The sequence below is a fragment of the Chryseobacterium sp. WG23 genome, assembly GCF_024586575.1.
Taxonomy (GTDB): domain Bacteria; phylum Bacteroidota; class Bacteroidia; order Flavobacteriales; family Weeksellaceae; genus Chryseobacterium.
Window position 1 is genome coordinate 114,630 of record NZ_JALCZE010000009.1, and the last position, 24,002, is coordinate 138,631.

Sequence of the window (24,002 nt, forward strand, 5' to 3'; positions counted from 1 at the left end):
TTACTATGAAGACAATTTATGCAGCATTAGCCCTTTCCGTAGCTTCTGCCGCTTTTTCTCAAAAAACATTGGAAAAAGTAGAGCCGGCATTTTGGTGGAAGGGAATGAAAAACCCCGAACTACAGCTTTTAGTGTACGGGAAAGATATCGCGAATCATGAAATCACTCTTTCAGATGGTATACAGATTAAGGGTGTTCAGAAAGTTGAAAATCCAAACTATGTTTTTATTACTGTCAATACCGGTGAAATAAATGTTCCTAAGTTTTCCATCAATATCAAAAAAGGGAAGAAGAATCTAGCCTCTTATATGTACGAACTGAAACAGAGAGAACCTAATTCTGCAAACCGGGAATCTTTTACCTCAAAAGATGTTATGTACCTGATTATGCCGGATCGTTTTGCCAACGGTGACGAAAAGAATGATTCCAAACCGGAACTGACAGAGAAAGTAGACCGCAGCTTACCCAATGGCAGACATGGCGGAGATCTTCGGGGAATCATTAATAACCTGGACTATATTCAGAACCTTGGTGCCACAGCAGTCTGGTTAACTCCAGTGAATGAAGACAATGAAAAAGTCTATTCCTATCATGGATATGCCCAAACCGATCTCTATACAATAGACGCCCGCTACGGAACCAATGAAGAATACAGAGACTTATCCCAAAAACTGAATAAAAGGAATATGAAGCTGGTGATGGATTACGTAACCAACCATTGGGGAACTTCACACTGGATGATCAAAGATCTTCCAACAAAAGACTGGATTCATTGGTTTAAGGACGGAGATGAAGGTTTCAAACGCTCCAATTATAAAACCACCACACAGTTTGATACCAATGCTTCAGATATTGATAAAAAATATGCGCTGGATGGCTGGTTTGATAAAACAATGCCAGATATCAATCAAAACAATCCTTTAGTTTTAAAATACCTGACGCAAAATGCAATCTGGTGGATAGAATATGCCGGATTAGGAGGATTTCGTGTAGATACTTATCCTTATAATGATAAAGAAGCAATGGCGAAATGGGCCAAAGCGATTACCGACGAATATCCCAAATTTAATATCGTAGGCGAAACCTGGCTGTATACAGCAGGGCAAATTTCAGCCTGGCAGAAAAATTCCAAAACAGGAGAAGCAGCAGGCTATAACTCCAATTTACCATCAGTAATGGATTTTATGCTGTTTGCAGATATGCCTAAAGCCTTTAAAGAGAAAGAAAGCTGGAATACAGGAATGATAAAAATTTACGATTCCTTTACCAGTGATTTCCTGTATCCGGATATTAATAATATGCTGGTATTTTTTGAAAATCATGATACCGAAAGATGGAACGAGATCTTCAATGCTGATCCTAAAGCCTATAAAATGGGTCTTGCCATGATTTCCACAGTTCGCGGAATCCCCCAGATTTATTACGGATCAGAAATAGGAATGCGTGGAGATAAAAACAAAGGAGGAGATGCAGATATCCGCAGAGATTTTCCCGGCGGATGGAAATCAGATAAACAGAATGCATTCAACCCATCTTCACAAACCGCTGAACAAAAAGAATTCTTTCAGTTCACCAGCAAATTACTGAACTGGAGAAAAGGTAAAGAGGTGATCCATAGTGGTAAAACTAAAAATTACGTTCCGCAGGATGGTATTTTTACTTATTTCAGATATAACGAAAAAGAAAGCGTAATGGTGATCGTGAATAATAATGAAAAAGATCAGACGTTAGACTTAAAACGTTTTGAAGAATCACTCAAAGGATTTTCAAAAGGAAAAGATGTTATTTCAGGAAAAGAATTTATGTTGCAAAATACGATCAATATTTCTGCAAAAACGCCATTGATCATTGAACTTGAAAAATAATTAATACATATGAAAAAACTAACGACAGCTTACATATTAATCCTCTTTGTACTGGGATTTTCTGTATTTTCTGCACAATCAAAAAATGGGTTTGAAAAAGAAAAGTCGGAAATCAGCACCATGCTGGATGCCTTTAATGTAGCAGCCGCAAAAGCAGACTATAATACCTATTTCAATTATTTTGCAGACGAATCAACATTTATTGGAACAGATGCTACCGAAATCTGGGATAAAAAGGCATTCATGGTATGGGCAAAACCTTATTTCGATAAAAAGAAAACCTGGAACTTTACTGCGCTGAAAAGAAATATATATTTCAGCAAAGACGGAAAGTTAGCCTGGTTTGATGAGTTATTGGATACTCAAATGAAAATATGCAGGGGTTCCGGAGTGGTAGAAAAAATTAATGGAAACTGGAAAGTAAAGCAATATGTTCTTTCTGTAACAGTTCCTAATGAGGTGGTAGATAAAGTGGTTGCCGAAAAAACAGCCCTTGAGGATGTGCTGATCCAACAACTGAAAACTAAATAATACCATCAAATAATGGCTAAAAAAATAAAACCGGAGCTGTCAATTAACCGGATTATCAACATGAGTATGGGATTTCTGGGAATCCAGATGGCTTTCGGACTGCAGAATGGAAATGCAAGCCGTATCCTTGCCAATTTGGGAGCCGATGTTCATGAGTTGTCATGGTTTTGGCTGGTAGCACCCATTACCGGACTGATTGTTCAACCCATTATAGGACATATGGGAGACAATACCTGGAGTCCCTTAGGAAGAAGGAAACCCTATTTCCTGATTGGAGCCGTTTTGTGTGCCATAGGATTGGTATTACTTCCTAATGCAGCTTCCGTAACTCAGATGTTTGCTGCCAATGCACTGTTGTTAGCTGTTATTTTTCTTGCTATGATGGATGCTTCTGTTAATATTGCCATGGAACCCTTCCGGGCGCTGGTGGGAGATATGCTTCCGAAACATCAGGGAACATTAGGGTTTTCCATACAGACGATTTTAATTGGTATTGGAGCGGTACTAGGCTCATACCTGCCGGATTGGTTAACCAAACTAGGCGTTTCTAACGTTGCTCCAGAAGGCTTTGTGGCAGATAATGTGATTTATTCTTTTTATGTGGGCGCAGCATTGCTCTTGGCAGCTATCCTGTATACCATTATAAGTACCCGGGAATATTCTCCTAAGGAGTTTGAAGAGTTTGAAGAAGAAGATGATAAAGAAAAAGAACATTCCAGGTTTTCAGATATTTTTAAAGATTTCGCCACCATTCCAACCCAGATGAAAAAGCTGGGTATTGTTCAGTTTTTCTCCTGGTTTGCACTGTTTACCATGTGGGTATTTACGACCAGTGCACTGGCTACTCATCACTTTGGTCTCTCCCCGGAGGATACCCATTCCAAAGAATTTAATAATGCAGGAGATTTAACCGGCAAACTATTCGGAATGTATAACCTCTGGGCAGTTCCATTTGCCTTCTTATTAACTCCTATCGCCAAATGGATTGGTAAAAAACAGACTCATGCATTGGCATTACTTTGTGGGGGGCTGGGACTGATTTCTATGTATTTTATTAAAGATGTAAACAATCTCTGGATCTCAATGATCGGCCTGGGATTTGCCTGGGCAAGTATCCTGGCAATGCCCTATGCAATGTTGATTGAGGTAATTCCACAAAAGAAAATGGGAGTTTATATGGGAATATTCAACTTCTTTATTGTAATCCCACAGATCATCAATGGCTTGTTTGGAGGACCTATCGTAAGCAATATCTTTGGAAATCAGGCAATGGATTATGTAGTAGTAGGGGGTATTTGTATGCTGATTGGAGCAGTGGTTACCATGATTTTTATTCAGTCAGACAACGAAACACCAAAAGAAATTGAAAAAGAAATTCAGCAGGTGCATTTTTAGTTAGGAGTTAGGAGTTAGGAGTTAGGAGTTAGGAGTTAGGTGGGGTGTTGTAGGAAGAACTGAAAGTACAAACAATAGAATTAATATCAATAGGAGTGGGCTTTAGCCCACTTTCTCTTTAAGGATTCATCATTTGGCTTTAGCCAAAACTTACTATTCAGAATCTATTAATCTCCCACAGATAGCACAGATGTTTGCACTTATTCATATAATCTGCTTAATCTTGGAAAAAAAGCATATTCGGGCTTGAAATTTTATCGCAGATAAAACCCTTGCCTCTTAAAAAATATCGAATGTAGAAAAATAGCGTCTTTGTGTAATCCAACATATCTATATTTTCACTTCCTCAACCATTTTACACCATAAACTTCCTTTCTTAACCTATATCAACTTTTAAAATTCAGCAAGTGCATTTTTAGTTAGGAGTTAGGAGGGTGTTGTAGGAAGAACTGAAAGCATAGCGTCTATAGTACAAACAATAGAATTAATATCATTAGGAGTGGGCTTTAGCCCACTTTCTCTTTAGATATTCATCAATTGGCTTTAGCCAAAACTTACTATTCAGAATCTATTAATCTCCCACAGATAGCACAGATGTTTGCGCTTATTCATATAATCTGCTCAATCTTTGAAAAAAAAGCATATTCGGGCTTGAAATTTTATCGCAGATAAAATCCTTGCGTCTTAAAAAAATATTGAATGTAGAAAATCGCGTCTTTGCATAATCCAACCTATCCTATATTTTCACTTCCTCAGCATTTTTACGCCATAAACTTCCTTTCTTAACCTACATCAACTTTTAAAATACCCGTATCCCGTACATTTGTACCATAAATAATCACAGAAATGAAAACAGTATATCATAAAGCAGATTCAAGAGGCCATGCCGATCATGGTTGGTTAAATTCATACCATACATTCAGTTTTGCAAACTATCAAAACAGAGAAAGAACAAACTTTGGTGTTTTGAGAGTATTGAATGATGATACCGTTTCTCAGGGAATGGGATTCGGAACACACCCGCACAGAGATATGGAAATTATATCCATTCCTTTAGAAGGAGATCTGGAACATAAAGATTCAATGGGAACTACAGCAGTGATCAAAAAAGGAGAGATTCAGGTGATGAGTGCCGGAACCGGTGTAATGCACAGCGAATACAATAAAAATAAAGATGAAGCGGTAAAATTTCTACAGATCTGGATTTTTCCTAAAGAAGTGAACGTTGAACCTAGATATGATCAGAAAAGCATTAAAGAAGGAGAAAAGATCAACGGGTTCCAACAGATTTTATCACCCAATAAAAACGATGACGGAGTTTGGATCCATCAGGATGCATGGTTTAATCTGGCTAACTTTAAAAAAGGAAACGGTAAAAACTATATGCTCAACAAGAAAGGAAACGGAGTCTATGCTTTTGTTTTAAAAGGAAGTGCTAAAGTGGGAGACCGCATCCTCAATGAAAGAGATGGTTTGGGAATCTGGGATACCCAAAGCTTTACTATCGAAGCAGTGGAAGACACGGAAGTATTATTAATGGAAGTGCCAATGGAATTGCCGGCCTATCTTAAATAAAAAACTAAATTTGTATCCTTAAAAAATAAAAATAATATGAAATTACCATCAACGAAAATTCTTGCAGATAGTGATTTTATATAACAGAAAAATAAATACTACATATGAAAATTTTAGCAATAGCGGGAAGTAATTCTGAGGCTTCAATGAACAAGCAGTTAGTGGCCTATGCATCAACATTATTTGAAAATGCAGAAGTAGAAGTAGTGGATTTGAATCCTTTCGAAATGCCTATCTATAAGCATGAGAGAGAATTAGCAGGAGGAGTTCCTAAGGAAGCTCATGATTTTGCAGCCAAAATTGATGGTGCAAACGTATTGTTGGTTTCTTTGGGAGAACATAACGGAACCTATTCCACGGCATTTAAAAATGTGTTCGATTGGGTATCGAGAATTAAAGACAGAACCGTATGGAATGAAGTACCTATGTTATTGATGTCTACATCCCCTGGAGGTAGAGGAGGAGCCGGAGTTTTGGAAGCAGCATCAAAGCGTTTCCCTTTTCACGGTGGAAATGTAGTGGAAACATTCTCACTTCCTTTCTTTAATGATAATTTTGATAAAGCGGGTCAGAAAATTTCTAACGAAGAGAAAGACAGCGAATTAAAAGAAAAAATTAAGAAGATTGCAGCCATTGAATCAATCCTTGAAAAATAGAATTTGAATATTCATTTAAAATTACTATTTTTGCAAAAAGAAAAGAGATGAAAATTCAGACCTCCTATAAACAATGTTTTTCTGATAAAGGGAAAACTGTGGGCTCTGAAATTCTGAGATAAAATAACGGCCGATAATCTGAAAAGATTGTCGGCTTTTTTGTTTTCTAAATTGAATATAAAAAGTAATTATTAAAATAAAATGTACCAATATACTCATGTACCAATTGACCAATTCTCCGGTTTCCAAAGTGAAGCTATTGTTACATTGCTAAACTGATATATTGTTACATTATTAAATTATTAAACATGAGCAACACTTACAAATCAGCAGGAGTAGACAAAGAAGAAGGATACAAAACGGTTGACAAGATCAAAAAAGCGGTCGGTGAAACCCATAATTCCAATGTACTGAATCAGTTGGGAAGCTTTGGTGCTTTCTATGAAATCGGAGGATATAAAAATCCTGTCCTTGTTTCAGGAACAGATGGAGTAGGAACAAAGCTGAAAGTAGCTTTGGATACCAAAAAATATGGCTCTATCGGTATCGACTGTTTTGCAATGTGTGCTAATGATATCCTTTGTCACGGGGCAAAACCTCTATTCTTCCTGGATTATTTAGCTTGTGGAAAGCTGGATTCAGAAATCGCAGCAGAAATCGTGCTGGGAATGGTAGAAGCTTGTAAGGACAACAACTGTGCATTAATTGGTGGGGAAACCGCTGAAATGCCGGGAATGTACCAGCCGGGAGATTATGATGTTGCCGGATTCTGCGTAGGAATTGTAGAAAAAGACCAGATTATTGACGGTTCTAAAATTAAAGCAGGTAACAAAATTATTGCATTACCAAGCTCAGGATTTCACTCAAATGGATTCTCTTTAGTAAGAAAAGTATTCCCGAACTTTGAAGAAGAGTTTGAAGGAAAACCTTTATATGAAACACTTTTAGTTCCTACAAGATTATATTATAAAGATATTCACAAAGTATTGGAAGAAGTAAAAGTAAGCGGTATTGCTCACATTACCGGCGGTGGTCTTTATGAAAATGTTCCAAGAGTCATTCCTGCAGGCTTATGTGCTTCCATTGACGCTTCCAAAGTGAAAATTCCAAGTGTTATGCTTGAACTGGAGAAAAGAGGAGGAGTGACACGTGAAGAAATGTACGGAACATTCAATATGGGTGTAGGTATGGTGATTGTAGTAGATGCTGAACATGCTGAAAAAGTATTACACCTTCTGGATGATGCTTACGAAATTGGTGAGATCACTGAAGGAGCAGAAAAAATTAATTTATCACTATAATATAGCAATATAACAATGTACCAGTGTATCAATTAAAATCATTGTTACATTGCTAAACTGATACATTGTTACATTATTAACATGAAAAATATCGTTGTCCTTGTATCCGGTTCCGGTACCAATCTGCAGAGAATCATAGATACTATTGAAGCTGGAGAAATCCAGAATGCAAAAGTAGCATTGGTAGTAGCTGACAGAGAATGCTACGGACTGGAAAGAGCAAAAAATCATAATATAGAAACCATACTGATTCCAAGAGGAAAGAATTTCAGCAGTGAATTGGCTAATGTAATCCCACAAAATACAGATCTTATTGTATTGGCAGGATTCTTATCCATTTTAAAATCTGAATTCTGTGAAAACTGGAATGGTAAAATAATCAATATTCATCCCGCATTACTTCCCAAATTTGGAGGAAAAGGAATGTGGGGAATGAACGTTCATCATGCAGTTATTGAAGCTAAAGAAGTAGAGAGTGGTGCTACGGTACATTTTGTAACGCCGGGAATTGACGAAGGAGAAGCTATTCTTCAGAAGTCTTTTGAAGTAACACCGGAAGATACTCCTGAAACCCTGGCTCAGAAAGTTCACCAGATTGAATATGAAATATTTCCGATAGCGATCAATAAGGTCCTGGGAAATTGATAATGTAACAATCTATCAATGTACCGGTTTACCAATCATTTAATTGTTACATTGTTAAACTGATACATTGCTAAATTAGCAAAAATCTAAGTAAAATAAAAGTAAGTTCGGAGGTGAAAGACCCGGACACAGTTTGAAATAGCTGTAAAAAGTAAAAAATCAAAAGTAAAATGAGTAAAAAGAGAGTTTTAATCAGTGTTTCTGACAAAAGTGGATTAATTGAATTCGCACAGTTTTTGGAAGCTCAGAATTATGAGTTGATCTCTACAGGAGGAACGTTCAAACATTTGAAAGACGCTGGTTTAAATCCCATTCAGATTGATGAGGTTACCAATTTCCCTGAAATGTTGGACGGAAGGGTGAAAACATTACACCCTAAAGTTCACGGAGGATTGCTGGCTGTTCGTACCAACGAAGAGCACATGAAAACCGTTCAGGAACACGGAATTGGTCTGATAGACATGGTTATTGTAAACCTTTATCCTTTCTTTGAAAATGTAAATAAAGACATTTCTTTACATGAAAAGGTAGAATTCATCGATATCGGAGGCCCTTCAATGCTTCGTTCGGCAGCAAAAAACTTTGACTCTGTTACTGTAATTACTGATGTGGAAGACTATACAACAGTAAAACTGGAAATGGAACAAAACGGAGATACTTACATTGAAACCCGTAAAAAGCTTGCAGGAAAAGTATTCAACCTTACTTCTGCTTATGATGCTGCTATTTCAAGAATGCTTTTAGATGAGGAATATCCTGCATACTTAAATGCATCTTATAAAAAAGTTTCTGACCTGAGATACGGTGAAAACCCTCATCAGACAGCGGCTTACTACGTGTCGACTTTCGAAAACGGTGCCATGAAAGACTTTGAACAGCTTGGAGGTAAAGAACTTTCTTTCAACAATCTTCGTGATATGGACCTTTGCTGGAAAGTTGTTACTGAGTTTAAAGAAGAAATGGCTTGTTGCGCCGTGAAACATTCTACACCTTGTGGAGTGGCGATTGGAACTTCAGCTTTGGAAACTTACCAAAAAACTTTCGAATGTGATCCTGTTTCTATCTTTGGCGGAATTGTTGCAATGAACTATAAAATTGATGCTGCAACAGCTGAAGAACTGAACAAAACATTCCTTGAGATTGTAATGGCTCCGGATTTTGACGAAGAAGCGCTGGAAGTTTTAAGAAAAAAGAAAAACGTAAGAATCATCAAAATTGTAAACCCTGTTTCTGATAAACAGACCTGGGTAAAAGTGGATGGCGGTATCCTGGTTCAGGATAACGATACCTATTTCTCTGATGATATCAAAGTAGTAACTGAAATACAGCCTACCGAAGAACAGAAAAAAGCATTGCTTTTCTCACAGAGAGTAGTAAAATACGTGAAGTCAAATGCAATTGTTGTTTCCAACGGAATTCAGGCTTTCGGAATCGGAGGAGGACAGGTCAACAGAATCTGGGCAACGCAACAGGCTATTGAAAGAGCAAAAGAAAAATTCTCAGGAGACCTTGTATTAGCTTCTGATGCGTTTTTCCCTTTCCGTGACGTAGTGGATTTCTGCGCTCAGGAAGGTATCAAAGCAATCATTCAGCCAGGAGGAAGTGTAAAAGATCAGGACAGTGTAGAAGCTGCCAATGAGCACGGTATTCCAATGATGTTTACTGGTGTGAGACACTTTTTCCACTAATTAAAATAGAATTAAAAAATAATTAGGGATTGTATTTATAGCATTCAAAATTATATATTTGTAAATTAGACTAGATAATAAATAAAGTATGAGAATATTAATCATAGGTGAAGGTGGTAGAGAATCAGCTCTGGCAGCAAAACTTCAGAATGACCCTAGAATTTCTAAAATGTTTTTTGCCAACGGGAATGCTACTACCGATGTAATTGGGAAAAATGTTCATTTATCGGAAATCAAAGAACTTAGAGATTTCGCTATTAAAGAAAAAGTTGACTTAACGATTGTAGGTCCTGAGGCTCCATTGGTAGCCGGTTTAAAGGATGAATTTAAGCAGCACGATCTTAAAGTTTTTGGTCCTACTCAAAAAGTGGCAAGCCTGGAAGGAAGTAAAGCTTTCTCTAAGAAGTTTATGCAGACCTATGATATCAAAACGGCAAAAGCTGTAGTATTTGATTCATATAACGAAGCTAAAGAATATGTACAGACACAGGAATATCCTTTAGTAATCAAAGCAAGCGGTTTAGCAGGCGGAAAAGGAGTGGTAATCTGTGATACACTTGAAGAAGCAGAAGCTACCATCCATGATTTCATGATCAGAAGAATTTATGGTGATGCCGGTATCCGTTTAGTTATTGAAGAATATTTACAAGGTTTTGAGGCTTCAATTATTGCATTCTCTAACGGAGAAAAATTATTCCCTTGTATTGCCGCAAAAGACTATAAGAAGGCTGGAAAAGGAGATACAGGCCCTAATACAGGAGGTATGGGTTCAGTAGCACCAAGCCCTGAATTTACTCAGGAGCATTATGCAGATTTCGAACAGAATATTTTAGAACCTACCGTTAAAGGTCTTAAAGCAGAAGGTTTCAGCTTTAAAGGAATCATTTTCTTCGGATTAATGATCACTAAAAAAGGAACTTACCTTCTTGAATACAACATGAGATTTGGCGATCCTGAAACTCAGGTATTGATGGCTCTTATGGAAAATAATCTTCTGGATGTAATCCAGGATTGTATGGACGGAAAAGATATTGAGCTTAAGTTTAAAGACGAAAAAGCAATATGCCTTGTCATGTGTTCAGGAGGCTATCCAAGAAATATCGAAACAGGTTTCGAGATTACAGGTGAAGATAAAGTAACGCATAGTAAGCTATTATATGCCGGTGCTATGAGAAAAGGAGATAAAGTAGTTTCCAATGGCGGCAGGGTTCTGAACATTGTTGCTACAGGAGCTACTTTCGAAGATGCCCGCAAGAAAGTTTACGAAGACGCAAGCCACGTACATTTCGATTATGGCTTCTACAGAGAAGACATCGGAAAGTTCTAATAAAAATCACGAAAAAAGATTTGGAAACATTCCAAGTCTTTTTTTGTAAAACAGTTAATATTTAGAAATAAGAGTTCAGATGCCAGATTCCAGACTTCAGACCAAAAATCTGAGACCTGATGTCTGAAATCTGATATCTTTCAAACAAATCAATCATCAAAAATGAACAACGGTATTATTATTTTAGATTTCGGATCCCAGTACAATCAGCTTATCGGAAGAAGAATCCGTGAGATGGGGGTATACTCTGAAATCTTACCTTACAATACACCTTTACAAGATATTTTAGCAAAACAGCCAAAAGGAATTATCCTTTCCGGGGGGCCAAGCTCTGTAAATGCAGAAAATGCGCACCTGGTGGAGAAAGCATTATATGAGCAGGGAGTTCCTGTATTGGGGATTTGCTACGGAATGCAGATGACAGCACACCTTTTAGGAGGTAAAGTAAATAAAGGAGAAAAAGGAGAGTACGGTAAAGCAAATCTGGAGATCGTTAAAGAAAGCTCTCTATTAAAAGGGGTTACTCAAAACTCTGTGGTTTGGATGAGCCACTTTGATGAAGTGGGAGAGCTTCCTGCAGGTTTTGAATTAAATGCAAAATCAGGAGTAATTGCTTCGATCTCTAATGAAGAAACTAAAATCTACTGTGTTCAGTTCCACCCGGAAGTTTCTCATACCGAAGAAGGAGGGAAAATGCTGGAAAACTTTGTTTTTGCAATTTGTAATGCAGAGAAAAACTGGAAGCTGACCAACTATATCGAAAAAACAGTTGAAGAAATCCGTGAGAAAGTAGGAGACCACAAAGTGATCCTTGGCCTTTCAGGAGGTGTAGACTCTTCTGTAGCTGCAGTTTTAATTCATAAAGCAATTGGTGACCAGTTGACTTGTATCTTCGTAGATACAGGATTATTGAGAAAGGACGAAGGAAGAAAAGTAATGGATCAGTATGGAGAACATTTCCATATGAACATTAAAATGGTGGATGCTCAGGAAAGATTTCTTTCAAAATTAGCGGGAGTAGATGATCCGGAAGCAAAGAGAAAACTTATCGGAAACGAGTTTATTCACGTTTTTGACGAAGAATCTCACAAAATTGAAGGTGCTAAGTTCCTTGCCCAGGGTACTATTTATCCTGACGTTATCGAAAGCCAGTCTGTAAACGGACCGTCTGCAGTAATTAAGTCTCACCATAACGTGGGAGGACTTCCTGAAGATATGGAATTCGAATTATTAGAGCCTCTAAGAGAGCTTTTCAAGGATGAAGTAAGAAAGGTAGGTGAAGAATTGGGTATTCCTCATCACCTGGTATACAGACACCCTTTCCCTGGACCTGGGTTAGGAATCAGAATATTGGGAGCTGTAGATGCTGAAAAAGTAAGAATACTTCAGGAAGCTGACGATATTTTCATTGAAGAATTATACAAAAATGATCTTTATGAGAAAGTATCTCAGGCATTCGTAGTCCTTCTACCGGTAAAATCTGTAGGAGTAATGGGAGACGAAAGAACTTACGAATACACAGCAGTAGTTCGTTCTGCCAATACCATCGACTTTATGACGGCAACATGGAGCAGACTGCCTTATGAGTTCTTAGATACTGTTTCAAGCAGAATCATCAACGAAGTAAGAGGAATCAACAGAGTAGCTTACGATATCTCAAGCAAACCACCTGCAACTATTGAGTGGGAATAACCTTAGATCATCTGTTTAAAATAAAAAAATCCTGTTTATAACTTTATAAGCAGGATTTTTTGTTATAATACATAGACAATTTTTTGAGGTTCTTAGATCCTTATTTTCAATATTTAAGTTAAAAATAGATAAGGATTGTTTATCTGTAGAATTATTATACATTTAGCGTCATAATTCTACTAAAACCTAATCTCCGGAAAATGAAAATAAAACATGTGCTAATAATGATCAGCCTTGGTTCAATACTGGCCAGTTGTATGATTTCCCATAAAAATAGATCTTCTTTAGAAAATTATTCGTGGTTCCCGTTTTCATGGTATTCTGCAAAAATTTCAGGGAAGAATTTTGATAAAGTGGCGATGCTTGTTCCTGTTAAAGTAAATGATTTAAATACTGATTTTACCCTGCAGTTTGATCTGGGAAGTGATGCAACACTGATCTACGGAAATGCAATAAATAGCTACTACACAGAAAGCGAAATAAAAAACTTTCTCATAGAAAGCTCTAAGTCTACAGATAATGGCGGAAAAACAGTATACAAGACAAAAGGACTGATCTATCAATTTGGAAAATTGTCTAAAGATAATTTGGTGTATAAAGACAATTACGGAGATAAAATACCTAAAGACTCACTGTTTACCAAGAAGCCCAAACACATGGGAACGTTGGGCGCAGATGTATTTGAAAATAAAGTATTAGTAATCGACTATCCAAATAAAAGAATGTGTATCCTTGATTCATTAGATAACTACTGGAAAAAAGTGACAATATTTGTAGATGCTAAATCTAATAATGGCAGGTTGCACATTCCACTCACTATTGCCAATAAAACCCATTGGTTCTTGTTTGATACAGGAGCAAGCTTATTTCCTATCAATACCAGCAAAGAATTGTGGACTTCATTGGTAGATCAAACCAGTAAAATAGACACTATTATTGCTAATTCATGGGGAGAAAAGGTTAAATTCTATGGACGCCCGATTAAAGAAAAAGTGTATCTGGGAAAAAGAAAACTAGAAAATGATTATGCCTGGTATAACGATAATAAGAGACTTCAGGAGTTTAATAAAGCTGAAGATGTAGATGGTCTGACGGGAAATGCTTTTTTTGTCAATAACATTGTTATATTGGACTTTAAGAATAAAAAATTCGGGGTAGTAAACTAATCCATTTGAATCTAAAAAATAGATTCAAATGAAATAATTTAGCAGAAGCAATTCAGTATTGAACTTGCTATCTAAATCCCGCCCTTTGGTGGGATTTTTTGTTACCAATCTTGTCTTAAAGCAACTCCAATGCTTAAAAAATAAATTAATATTAAAGAGTAAGGCTTGTTAAGTTACATTAAATAAAATCTTTAGCAGAAAAAGAAGTTAGGTTCTCCATATAATCAAAATAAGTATTACAAAAATGATTGTGAAAGCACTTTATCTATAAGAGCTCAAGTGAAATATTTTCCCTAAATTTAGGTAAAATTACATCAAATGCAAATAGAAACAAGACCCCTGAGCGTTCAGGATTATGATGAACTGGTTGTAACAATGAAGCGTGCCTATCCCCAGATGTCAGAATCAATCTGGTCTAAAAAAAGCATTGAAAAACTTACAAGGATATTTCCCAAAGGTCAGATCTGTATTACTGTAGATGGAAAACTGGCTGCAGTAGCACTTTCCATTATTGTGAACTATGATGAATTCGGAGATGATCACACCTATGTGGATATTACAGGGAACTATACATTTAATACCCATTTGTCAACAGGAAATGTCCTGTATGGAATTGAGGTTTTTGTAGATCCGGAGTTTCGTGAGCTGCGCCTGGGAAGAAGACTTTATGACGCCCGAAAAGAATTATGCGAGCTTCTTAATCTGAAATCAATTATTCTGGGGGGTAGAATTCCGAACTATCATAAATACAGTCATGAGCTTTCTCCAAGGGAATACATACGAAGGGTGAGAGACAAGGAAATTTATGATCCTGTATTATCTTTTCAGCTTTCCAATAACTTTCTTCCTATAAGAATTCTGAAAAAATACCTTCCCGAAGACGAGTCGTCATTGGAAAATGCCGTTCTTCTGCAATGGAATAATATCTATTACAGTAAAAAACCGAATACAATGCAGGATAGCATTATCCGGTTAGGGCTGGTACAATGGCAGATGAGGCATTTTAAGAATATTGATGCCTTTTATGAGCAGGTGGAGTTTTTTGTCAATGTAATGGGAGATTACAAATCAGACTTCGTATTATTCCCCGAACTTTTCAATACACCTTTGCTGGCGCCTTTCAATAAACTTTCAGAAAGAGACAGTATGATAGAACTGGCCAAATTAAGTGAGAGTATCAAGAATAAAATTTCCGAGCTGGCTATCAGCTATAATGTAAATATTATTTCCGGAAGTATGCCTGTTTTTGACCCTGATAATAATGATCTCTATAATGTAAGCTATCTGTTACACCGGGACGGCCGTATCGATGAATACAGAAAAATCCATATTACCCCGAATGAAAGGAAATATTATGGAATGAAGGGAGGAAATGAAATTAGAGTTTTTGATACCGACTGTGGCAAAATAGGCCTTGTTATCTGCTATGATGTAGAATTTCCGGAATTACCGAGGATTTTAGCAGACCAGGGCATGAAGATATTATTTGTACCTTATCTTACTGATACACAGAATGCTTATATCAGAGTGCGTCATTGTGCTGCTGCAAGAGCTATTGAAAATGAATGCTATGTAGCCATTGCGGGATGTGTAGGAAATCTTCCGGGAGTTAATAATATGGACATCCAGTTTGGGCAGGCTGCAGTATTTACTCCTTCAGATTTTGCTTTTCCTTCGAATGCAGTGAAAGGAGAAGCTACCCCAAACACGGAAATGACCTTAATAGTGGATGTAGACCTAAATTTACTGAAAGATCTTCATCATAACGGCTCAGTACAGGTGATGAATGACAGAAGAAAAGATCTTTATGATACTTATCTGAAATAACAATAAATAAGTATAATACATAAAACCACCTCAGTAGCAGAGGTGGTTTAAAACGAGTCTATAATAAATAAATTGGAGAAGTATAAATAGGGCGCAATTATACCTTCTTATCATGCTTTACAGCATCTATAAGTAGTTGCTCGTTGTCTTTATATGTTTTTAACTGTGATGGGCTCAGGATCGTTTCAAAATCTTTATCCACACTTTTAAATCCATCAGTGATAATGCGGCGCGCTTCCTGATCATTTGTTTTTTTATTGCTGTTATTCCTTTTATCCAGATCATTCTGCATGCCTTCCGCTGCTTTAAGATTGATCGTATAAGCTTTTGGAATCTGCTCATCAGTAAGATCCAGTAAAGAGATCATAACTAAAGTTCTATAACCGGCCAGCTCTTTGATTCTGTTGGCTTCAAACTTTGTCATTTGTTCAGGAGTTAGAATGGTCCTCAATGATTTGTCACGCTGTACCATAATTCCTATTAACTCACTGGAAATGGCTTTGTTATTCAGGATGTTAGAATTGTCTCCAACTTTCTCATCAAGGGCATCCAGAGATTCAGCAGCCACTTTATTAAAATATAAGGCTTTGTTGGTTTGGCTTTCAGTAAGATTTAAATAATCCATTTTAGAAGTCATTGCTGCAGCAATTGAATTTGTCGAGCCCATTTGTGCTTTTACCTGTGGAGCTACCATTACAAAAAAGATGGTAAGCAGACCTGCTGAAATGATTTTTCGCAACATAATTTGGTTTTTTACTATTTATTTTGTTCTGCTACAAATGTATGCTGCGGAAGAAAACCTTTTATTATCCGAAAACCTTTTTTTATTGTTCCAAATTCTCCATTTGTTGATATATATAGCTTGATGAACAAAAAACAATAAATCCGGAGAATTTTCTCCGGATTTATTAACTATTATCCTTTTCAGGACTTGAATTTACTCTTATTTTTACTTCGGACATACTACAGCCGGGCAGATTAATCCCGGACATTGAGGTCTTCCATCAGTAGGACAGCACTGGTATGAACAGTTACCGATGATGATACCATTCCCTGCAATACCTTTTAATTGTTCTCTTGATAGTTTGTTGTTACGTAAATTTTTCATTTTGTAATACTTTTATTGGTTTGTTTTATTATTTTGTACGCCGTAAATATAGAAAAATATATTATGTTTTATCACTAGTGTTAGAATTTTATTATTATGATTGATTTAAATGCAGTAAAATGTTGATTATATGTTTGAAATTTTTAATATATGCTTCAGAATGATTATATTTATTTTTTAATAAAAACTGAAAAATTATGCAAAAAGGAACTGTAAAATGGTATAACACAGAGAAAGGATATGGCTTTATTACCCTGGAAGGAAGTGAAAATACTATTTTTTGTCATCATTCAGCGATTGTCGGCTCTTTAAAATCTTTGTCAGAAGGGCAGGTTGTAGAATTTAATATTGTACAGGGCCCAAAAGGATCTCAGGCAGAAAATGTCAGGGTAGTAGATAATAACTAAAATAGAATGAAAAGATAAATAAATCTAAAAATTGAGTACAAAAAAACTGTCAGTGTTCTGGCAGTTTTTTTATTAAACACTTTTTTTTTAAATAAGGTTGGGAACAGTTTTTGGAGTAAATTGCACTTATTATTAATATATTATGTTTGACAAGCAGCAACGAAAACTGAAAAGGTCTGCCAGGCTCATTTCCGTGTTGAGTAAATACGGTTTTAAAGATATGCTGGCAAGAATGAATGGAGGAAATAAGCAGGAAGAAGTTTCAGCCAATTCAGATGAAATTATTTCAAAAGGAACAGTTTATGAAAGAATCAGATTGGTGCTGGAAGAGCTGGGCCCTACTTTTGTAAAGCTTGGGCAAACATTTAGCAGCCGGGAGGACCTTTTGCCACCAGAGCTTATTCAGGAATTACAGAAACTACAGGACAAGGTAGAAACAGTAGAAATGGATGTGGAAGATATGCTGGAAAATGAGTTTAATATTTCTGTAAAAGACCATTTTCTGGAGATTCAGAAAAAACCTCTGGCTACAGCTTCTATTGCCCAGGTCTATAAAGCGGTCTTGCAGGATGGAAGCCCGGTGATCTTAAAGCTCAGAAAGCCTGATGTACAATCTGTAATTGAAGACGACCTGCTGTTGATAAAGGATTTGGAGAAACTATTATCAGCCTATTCCGAAATAGGAGAGAAACTCAATCTGAAGCAAGCTATTTCTACTTTTGAAAAATCATTATTGGAGGAGGTTTCCCTGATTAACGAAAAAAATAATATCCAACAGTTCCGTCTTAATTTTAAAAATAATAAAGAAACCTACGTTCCCAGGATATACGAAGAATTTTCCAATAACAATATTCTTTGTATGGAATTTATTGATGGAATAAAGGTGACAGATAAATCAGCTCTTTTAGCCAATCATATTGATCCTGTAAAAGTATCTGAAGCAGGATTGAGGCTTTTTGTTTCTCAGATTTTAGATTACGGATTTTTTCATGCAGACCCGCATGCCGGAAATATTTTAGTGAAAAAGGACGGAAAAATTGTCTTTATTGATTTTGGGGCAGTGGGTAAAATTCAGCCTAATGATAAGGAGATTCTTGAAAATCTGATCGTCAGTTTTGTTGCCAAAAATCCACATAAAATAGTTCGCTATCTCAAAAAAATGGCAATAAGCTATGAGATTCCTGATGAAAGGAGATTTGAAAATGATGTTGAAGATATTCTGAACTTTGTGCACAGCTCATCTCTGCAGGAAATTAATATTCAGGTTATCATCAATAAAATGAAGGATATCCTGAAAGATAACAGGCTTTATATGCCCGATTATTTTTATCTCCTGTTTAAAGGAATCAGCCTGATAGAAGGAGTGGGCAGAAATATTAATCCCGAATTGGATATCGTTAAAAGCCTTCATCCCTACACCAAAAAAATATTCACCAAAAAGATCAATCCCAAGAATATTTTAAAAACGGGATTGGATAAAATGATGAATTTCACGGATAATGTAGATGAAATTCCCCGAGAACTCCGTTCTGTACTTCAAAAACTGGATGAAAATAAATTTACGGTCTCCAGTGAAATCAAAAATATTGAAAAAACGAATCAGCTGATAAAATCCAGTGTGACCAATCTGATTCTGGCGATGATATTGGGTGCAAATATTATTGCTACAGCCATTGTTTTTGCCTCTGAATCGGGACCGCGGATAGGAGAACTCTCTCTGGTTGCTGTGCTGGGATTTGTTTTCTCAGTCATTTTAATTTTAGTTATTTTGCTTAGAATAACAAGGAAATAGGAGAGGAGGAGTAAGGGTTGAAGTTAAGAGTTAAGAGTTAAGAGTTAAGAGGTGGGTTGAAAGTTTTTGGCTTTATCACATATGATCAATAAATTTACACTTCAAAACCAGGAGCTATGTATCCAATAAAAAAACAAAATAATCATGAAAACTAGTATTGTATCTGCTTTTATCTTCTGGAGTTCACTGTTTATGGCTCAGGTAACTTCTGAAAAAGGAGTGTTGGGAGATTTTGACGGTAACGGAACAAAAGAAAATGCCTACACTAAAGTTAATGACTGTAATGATGGCTGTGATGGAAAGTGTGAAACAACTATTTATTTCAGTGATAAAAAGATAAAGCCATTCATCATTTCTCCGGCCTATGACGGTACTTTATATAACCTGGGAGACCTTAATGGTGATAGAAAAGATGAGATGGGCTTTTATCCCGGATGGTGTACAAGCTGCTGGCACCCATTTTATGCATATACATTAAGTGAAACCGGCTGGAAACCTTTAGTTCCTCCTATCTCTACACATTGTAATCAATGGGAGGAAGAAAAATTTCCTATTAAAAAAGACCCGAAAAAGAAAGGATATGTTATCATTACCTCAAGCAAATGGGAAAATGATGATATTAAAGTGAGCAGTAAAAGCTTTAAAATAAATTAAAAATTCTCAGGTTTTTACACAGTTCTGAAATCTGAAATCTCATATCTTATATATCTTTATTCCATTTTCTAAAAACACGATCATTGGCATCAAAAGCTGCTGATTACCGGTTATACGGTCTCAAAGTCTCCATATCCCTCTTCCTCACAGCCCCTTCTGCCTGTCTCCTAAAACCTGATTTTACATTATACATTTTAATACCTATCTTTGCAAAATGGAAAAACTCACTTTTGCAGATTTTGACCTGCCGGTTAAAATTCTTGATGTTTTAGCGGATATGGAATTATTTGAACCTACTCCAATCCAGGAGAAGAGTATAAAGCCTATTCTTTCCGGAAGAGATGTAATGGGAATTGCCCAAACCGGAACCGGTAAAACATTAGCCTATCTTCTGCCAGTTCTTAAAGCTTGGAAATACAATAAAGCAGGAAATCCAACTGTTTTGGTACTTGTTCCTACAAGAGAATTAGTAGTTCAGGTAGCTGAAATTCTTGAAAAACTGACTGTAAATACTACTGCAAGAGTAATTGGAATATATGGAGGAAAAAATATCAATACCCAAAAACTGCTGTTCAATAACGGTTGTGATATTCTGGTAGGTACTCCGGGAAGGGTAATGGACCTTGCCATAGATAATGCCATTTCCCTGAAAGAAGTTCAGAGACTGATCATTGATGAATTTGATGAGATGCTTAATTTAGGTTTCAGACCACAGCTTACCCATATTTTTGAAATGATGAGAGAGAAGAGACAGAATATTCTTTTCTCTGCAACCATGACAGAAGCCGTAGATGTAATGCTGGACGAGTATTTTGCTAATCCGGTAGAAATTTCATTGGCAAAATCCGGAACTCCTCTTGAAAAAATAGAACAGACAGCTTATAAAGTTGAAAACTTCAATACCAAGATCAATTTACTTGAGCATTTATTGAAGACTAAAACAGATATGTCTAAAGTTCTGATTTTTAATAATAATAAAAGACATGCCGACCTTCTTTTTACTAAAATTGATGAGCTGTTTCCTGGGCAGTTTGACGTGATCCACTCGAATAAATCTCAGAACTATAGGCTTAAGGCAATGAAAAGCTTTGAGAATGAAGAGATTAGAGGGCTGATTACCACTGATGTAATGGCCAGAGGTCTTGATATCTCCAATATTACTCATGTGATCAATTTTGAAACGCCTGATATTCCGGAGCAGTATATCCACAGAATCGGTAGAACAGGTAGAGCGGATAAAGACGGTAAAGCAATCACTTTTGTAACGAAGAAAGAAGAGCCTTTGGTTCTTGATATCGAGCTATTGATGGATAAAGAATTGATATTTCATGACTTCCCTGAAGAAGTGAAAGTTAATCCTGCCAAAATTGCTTCTGAAAAAGATGAAGTGGTAATGAAAAACCCTGTACAGGTAAAACTGAATGAAGGAGGAGGAGCATTTCACGAGAAAAAGGATAAGAATAAAAAGGAAAACTGGGGTGGACCTTCAAAAAGAAAAGAGCCGAAAAAATTTGGAGCCAACAGAGCCCAGCAAAAGGCAATATCAAAATCTAAGAGAAAGAAATAAAAAAATAGGCTGCCTCGTTTTGAGACAGCCTATTTTTATATGTTATTCCAGGAAATATTTTATTTCATATAAGGATCCATCACCTTTTTCCAGATCTGGTATCCTTCAGGTTTAAAATGCAGCATATCTTCCACAAAAATATCTTTCCTTACCTTTCCGTTGGCATCTTCCATGGCTTTGGTAACATCAATGAATTCGGCGTTAGGCTGTTTTTTCATAAAAGCGGCAATCTTTTTATTGGCTTCTTTCATCTGTGGCCACAGTTTTTCTCTGCTCGGAGAGTACTTTATTGAGATATAATCCACTTCAATATTTGGAAACCTTTCACGGATTTTTTTGTAGAAAGCCTTGTACCGGTTAACTAATTTTTGAGCCTTCAGCTGATGATTGTCCGCAAAGTCATTTTCACCACAGTAAATAATAATCTGTTTAGGCTGATAGGGCGCTAAAAGGTCATCAGCAAAATCATTGAGGTCTGTAAGCCTTGAGCCTCCAAAACCTCTGTTGATGATTGTCTTGTCAGGAAAATAAGATGCCACATCAGTCCATTTGGTAAAAGATGAACTTCCTAAAAACAAAATAGCATCCTTAGGGGGTGGATTTTGTTGATTTTCTTTTTTGAAATTTTGGATGTCCTGCCAGAACATTGGTTTTTTTTCCTGAGAAAAGGAAATAGCAAAAAACAGCATTAGAAATGCTGAGAGAATCTTCTTCATTGTTTCAATTTTTAATTTCAGATAAAAGTAATAAAAAACTCCCGATTAATAACGGGAGTTTATCATTTATCTTTTGTAGGATACATACGTCACATCCGGAATTTTATCTCCATCCTGGTCATAGTTACCAAACTGCTGAGCCAATCTAAGTTCTGTACCGGATAATATATCAACCCTATAGTTGTTGTTCTCATCTTCATCAAACTTAATCCCTAAAATTTTAGCATCAGCATCATAGGTGTATTTTCCTTCACTCTTTCCGTTAACCTGGCAGTCTGCCCCCCCTGTGCCGGAATAAGCAGTATAACTGACATAAAAATCGGTTCTGAAGAAAAGAGTGTTTTTTTGATCGCACCCTTCTGGAGTAGAAGAAGAAAGCACCGTTTTATTATCTTTTCCGGAAATAACTTCTCTTTTGGTTTCTTTCCAATCTCCTTTAATAATATCCATTTCATAAGCTTGCATATCATCATCTTTACAAGAAGTAAGCGCCAAAGCAGAAAAGGCAAATAAAAGTAGCTGTTTTTTCATTTTCACAAATTTAAGAATATGCTAAAATATAAATAAATTTGAAATATTTATAATGAAATCATTATTTTTTAAACAAATGTTTATAAATAAGATAATTTGGAATTATGGTCTGGCTTTAAAGCTACCAAGCCGGCAGGTAGAAAAACAATTCGTTTGAAGATTCAGCATTTTATTATTAAAATTTGATAGAAAGAACTTTATTCTCCTTAGAATATATATCAAAAAATCCCCAAGAGACGAACTATTTTCAATGAACATCATCCGTATAATGTGCCTGAAGCTTTAGTAACACCTAAAAAAGCGGACTATAGCCCGCTTTTAATATCATTATTGTTTTCCTGTCTATATTAATAGCTCATTTCCACAATTTTAAAAGCATCCTGGGGAGTCAGTTTTTTATATTCTCCAAGACCCAGCCAGTTTCTGTCCGTAAAGGCTTTTTCTACTCTTTCAGCAGTACCTTTGTAGTCTTCTGTGTATTCAGAAAGTTTTGTTTTAATTTGTAGGCTATGGAAGAAGTCTTCCATTTTTTTGATTCCTGCTTCTGCTTTTTCCTCTACAGTTCCGTCTTTAATACCCCAAACTCTTTCAGCGTATTGCGCCAGTTTTCCTTTTTTATTGTCAAAATTATAACGGTAATGAGAAGGAGCAATGATCGCTAAAGTTCTTGCATGGTCAATGCCGAAATAAGCTGTCAGTTCATGTCCCATTGCGTGTACAGCCCAGTCGGTGATTACTCCTTTCTGGATCAGCCCGTTTAAGGCCATTGTACAGCACCACATAAAGTTTCCGGCAGCATCGTAGTTGAAATCATCTGCCAGTACTTTTGGAGCCGTTTCCTGCAGACTGATCAAAATACTTTCAGCAATTCTCTCCTGAAGATCAGCAGAAGACGGTGCAGTCATGTATTGTTCCAAAACATGGGTGTAAGCATCAGTAATTCCGTTAATGATCTGATTTTTAGGAATTGACCTGATTACTTCAGGATCTAAAACAGAAAACTGTGGGAATAGTCCCGGACCACCGGAAGATAATTTTTCGTTGGTTTCCCTTCTGGAAATTACATAGCCGGAATTCATCTCAGAACCTGTAGCAGGAAGCGTTAAAATACTTCCGAAAGGCATTCCTTCCCCTTCAAAAGTTCTTACCTGTTTTTTCAGTATTTCCCAAGGCTCTCCGTTATAGTTAGCGGCTGCAGAAATGAATTTGGTACCGTCAATTACAGAACCACCTCCTACAGCAAGAAGATAAGTAATGTTGTTCTCTTTGATGAAACTTATAGCTTTAATCAGCACTTCATATTCCGGATTGGCAGGAACACCGCCGAACTCATATAAGTCATGATCTTTTAAAGCGTCTTTCACCTGATCATAAATGCCATTGCTTTTGATACTTCCTCCACCATAGATCATTAATATTTTGGCGTCTTTAGGAATTTCCCTGGAAATTTTAGCGATTTCACCTTTTCCGAAAAGTATTTTAGTTGGGTTTTTAAACTCGAAATTAAGCATTCTTTGTAAATTTTTTTATAAGTCAAATTTACAAAATGCAAAAAGAAA

At 36.4% G+C, this 24,002-nt stretch carries 21 protein-coding genes; 16 read left to right on the plus strand and 5 right to left on the minus strand.

Features of this window, described 5'->3' with window-relative positions:
- Positions 1-5 precede the first annotated feature (5 nt).
- The 12 genes from MP477_RS14890 to MP477_RS14945 all read left to right on the plus strand — a co-directional run bounded on the left by MP477_RS14890 (position 6) and on the right by MP477_RS14945 (position 15,668).
- On the plus strand, positions 6-1,865 hold the full coding sequence (locus MP477_RS14890; protein ID WP_257191020.1) for a glycoside hydrolase family 13 protein: 1,860 nt from the start codon (positions 6-8) through the stop codon (positions 1,863-1,865).
- A gap of 9 nt (positions 1,866-1,874) precedes the next feature.
- The gene (locus tag MP477_RS14895; RefSeq protein WP_257191021.1) at positions 1,875-2,396 is read left to right on the plus strand and encodes a nuclear transport factor 2 family protein; all 522 of its coding nucleotides are present in this window, start codon (positions 1,875-1,877) and stop codon (positions 2,394-2,396) included.
- Positions 2,397-2,408: 12 nt separating this feature from the next.
- A complete protein-coding gene (locus MP477_RS14900) occupies positions 2,409-3,791 on the plus strand; it encodes an MFS transporter (RefSeq protein ID WP_257191022.1) in 1,383 nt (460 codons plus the stop codon).
- A gap of 846 nt (positions 3,792-4,637) precedes the next feature.
- Positions 4,638-5,366: a pirin family protein gene (locus tag MP477_RS14905; protein ID WP_230034638.1), complete on the plus strand. Its 729-nt coding sequence runs from the start codon at positions 4,638-4,640 to the stop codon at positions 5,364-5,366.
- A gap of 104 nt (positions 5,367-5,470) precedes the next feature.
- Positions 5,471-6,022 (plus strand): NADPH-dependent FMN reductase, encoded by a 552-nt coding sequence (locus tag MP477_RS14910; RefSeq protein WP_230034640.1) that lies wholly within the window; start codon positions 5,471-5,473, stop codon positions 6,020-6,022.
- 308 nt (positions 6,023-6,330) lie between these two features.
- Positions 6,331-7,323: a phosphoribosylformylglycinamidine cyclo-ligase gene (gene purM, locus MP477_RS14915; protein WP_230034642.1), complete on the plus strand. Its 993-nt coding sequence runs from the start codon at positions 6,331-6,333 to the stop codon at positions 7,321-7,323.
- 81 nt (positions 7,324-7,404) lie between these two features.
- Positions 7,405-7,968 (plus strand): phosphoribosylglycinamide formyltransferase, encoded by a 564-nt coding sequence (gene purN, locus MP477_RS14920; RefSeq protein WP_230034644.1) that lies wholly within the window; start codon positions 7,405-7,407, stop codon positions 7,966-7,968.
- 170 nt (positions 7,969-8,138) lie between these two features.
- Entirely contained in the window at positions 8,139-9,656 is a 1,518-nt protein-coding gene (gene purH, locus MP477_RS14925; RefSeq protein ID WP_257191023.1) for a bifunctional phosphoribosylaminoimidazolecarboxamide formyltransferase/IMP cyclohydrolase, read from the plus strand.
- A gap of 88 nt (positions 9,657-9,744) precedes the next feature.
- Positions 9,745-10,983: a phosphoribosylamine--glycine ligase gene (gene purD, locus MP477_RS14930; RefSeq protein WP_047485326.1), complete on the plus strand. Its 1,239-nt coding sequence runs from the start codon at positions 9,745-9,747 to the stop codon at positions 10,981-10,983.
- A 162-nt stretch (positions 10,984-11,145) separates the two neighbouring features.
- Positions 11,146-12,675: a glutamine-hydrolyzing GMP synthase gene (gene guaA, locus MP477_RS14935; protein WP_257191024.1), complete on the plus strand. Its 1,530-nt coding sequence runs from the start codon at positions 11,146-11,148 to the stop codon at positions 12,673-12,675.
- A 200-nt stretch (positions 12,676-12,875) separates the two neighbouring features.
- Complete coding sequence (locus tag MP477_RS14940) at positions 12,876-13,841, plus strand: hypothetical protein (RefSeq protein ID WP_257191025.1); 966 nt, start codon at positions 12,876-12,878, stop codon at positions 13,839-13,841.
- Positions 13,842-14,159: 318 nt separating this feature from the next.
- Positions 14,160-15,668, plus strand: a complete 1,509-nt coding sequence (locus MP477_RS14945) for a carbon-nitrogen hydrolase family protein (protein WP_257191026.1) — start codon at positions 14,160-14,162, stop codon at positions 15,666-15,668.
- A 97-nt stretch (positions 15,669-15,765) separates the two neighbouring features.
- Here the strand turns inward: MP477_RS14945 and MP477_RS14950 are convergent, their stop codons facing one another.
- Together MP477_RS14950 and MP477_RS14955 are read right to left on the minus strand one after the other, a co-directional pair.
- Positions 15,766-16,410: a hypothetical protein gene (locus tag MP477_RS14950; protein WP_257191027.1), complete on the minus strand. Its 645-nt coding sequence runs from the start codon at positions 16,408-16,410 to the stop codon at positions 15,766-15,768.
- 207 nt (positions 16,411-16,617) lie between these two features.
- A complete protein-coding gene (locus MP477_RS14955; protein WP_230034656.1) occupies positions 16,618-16,776 on the minus strand; it encodes a hypothetical protein in 159 nt (52 codons plus the stop codon).
- Positions 16,777-16,973: 197 nt separating this feature from the next.
- Here MP477_RS14955 and MP477_RS14960 point away from each other — a divergent pair, with 197 nt between their 5' ends.
- From MP477_RS14960 to MP477_RS14975, 4 genes are all read left to right on the plus strand, one after another.
- Entirely contained in the window at positions 16,974-17,183 is a 210-nt protein-coding gene (locus MP477_RS14960; protein ID WP_230034658.1) for a cold-shock protein, read from the plus strand.
- A gap of 142 nt (positions 17,184-17,325) precedes the next feature.
- Positions 17,326-18,975: an AarF/ABC1/UbiB kinase family protein gene (locus MP477_RS14965; protein WP_257191028.1), complete on the plus strand. Its 1,650-nt coding sequence runs from the start codon at positions 17,326-17,328 to the stop codon at positions 18,973-18,975.
- A gap of 144 nt (positions 18,976-19,119) precedes the next feature.
- Positions 19,120-19,629 carry a hypothetical protein gene (locus MP477_RS14970; RefSeq protein ID WP_257191029.1) on the plus strand — a complete coding sequence of 170 codons (510 nt, stop codon included), beginning with the start codon at positions 19,120-19,122 and terminating at the stop codon, positions 19,627-19,629.
- Positions 19,630-19,843: 214 nt separating this feature from the next.
- Complete coding sequence (locus MP477_RS14975; RefSeq protein WP_257191030.1) at positions 19,844-21,196, plus strand: DEAD/DEAH box helicase; 1,353 nt, start codon at positions 19,844-19,846, stop codon at positions 21,194-21,196.
- A gap of 59 nt (positions 21,197-21,255) precedes the next feature.
- Here the strand turns inward: MP477_RS14975 and MP477_RS14980 are convergent, their stop codons facing one another.
- The 3 genes from MP477_RS14980 to MP477_RS14990 all read right to left on the minus strand — a co-directional run bounded on the left by MP477_RS14980 (position 21,256) and on the right by MP477_RS14990 (position 23,954).
- The gene (locus MP477_RS14980; protein ID WP_257191031.1) at positions 21,256-21,912 is read right to left on the minus strand and encodes a GDSL-type esterase/lipase family protein; all 657 of its coding nucleotides are present in this window, start codon (positions 21,910-21,912) and stop codon (positions 21,256-21,258) included.
- A gap of 66 nt (positions 21,913-21,978) precedes the next feature.
- Positions 21,979-22,443, minus strand: a complete 465-nt coding sequence (locus tag MP477_RS14985) for a lipocalin family protein (protein WP_230034670.1) — start codon at positions 22,441-22,443, stop codon at positions 21,979-21,981.
- 347 nt (positions 22,444-22,790) lie between these two features.
- Positions 22,791-23,954, minus strand: a complete 1,164-nt coding sequence (locus MP477_RS14990) for an iron-containing alcohol dehydrogenase (protein ID WP_257191032.1) — start codon at positions 23,952-23,954, stop codon at positions 22,791-22,793.
- Between the last annotated feature and the right edge of the window lie 48 nt (positions 23,955-24,002).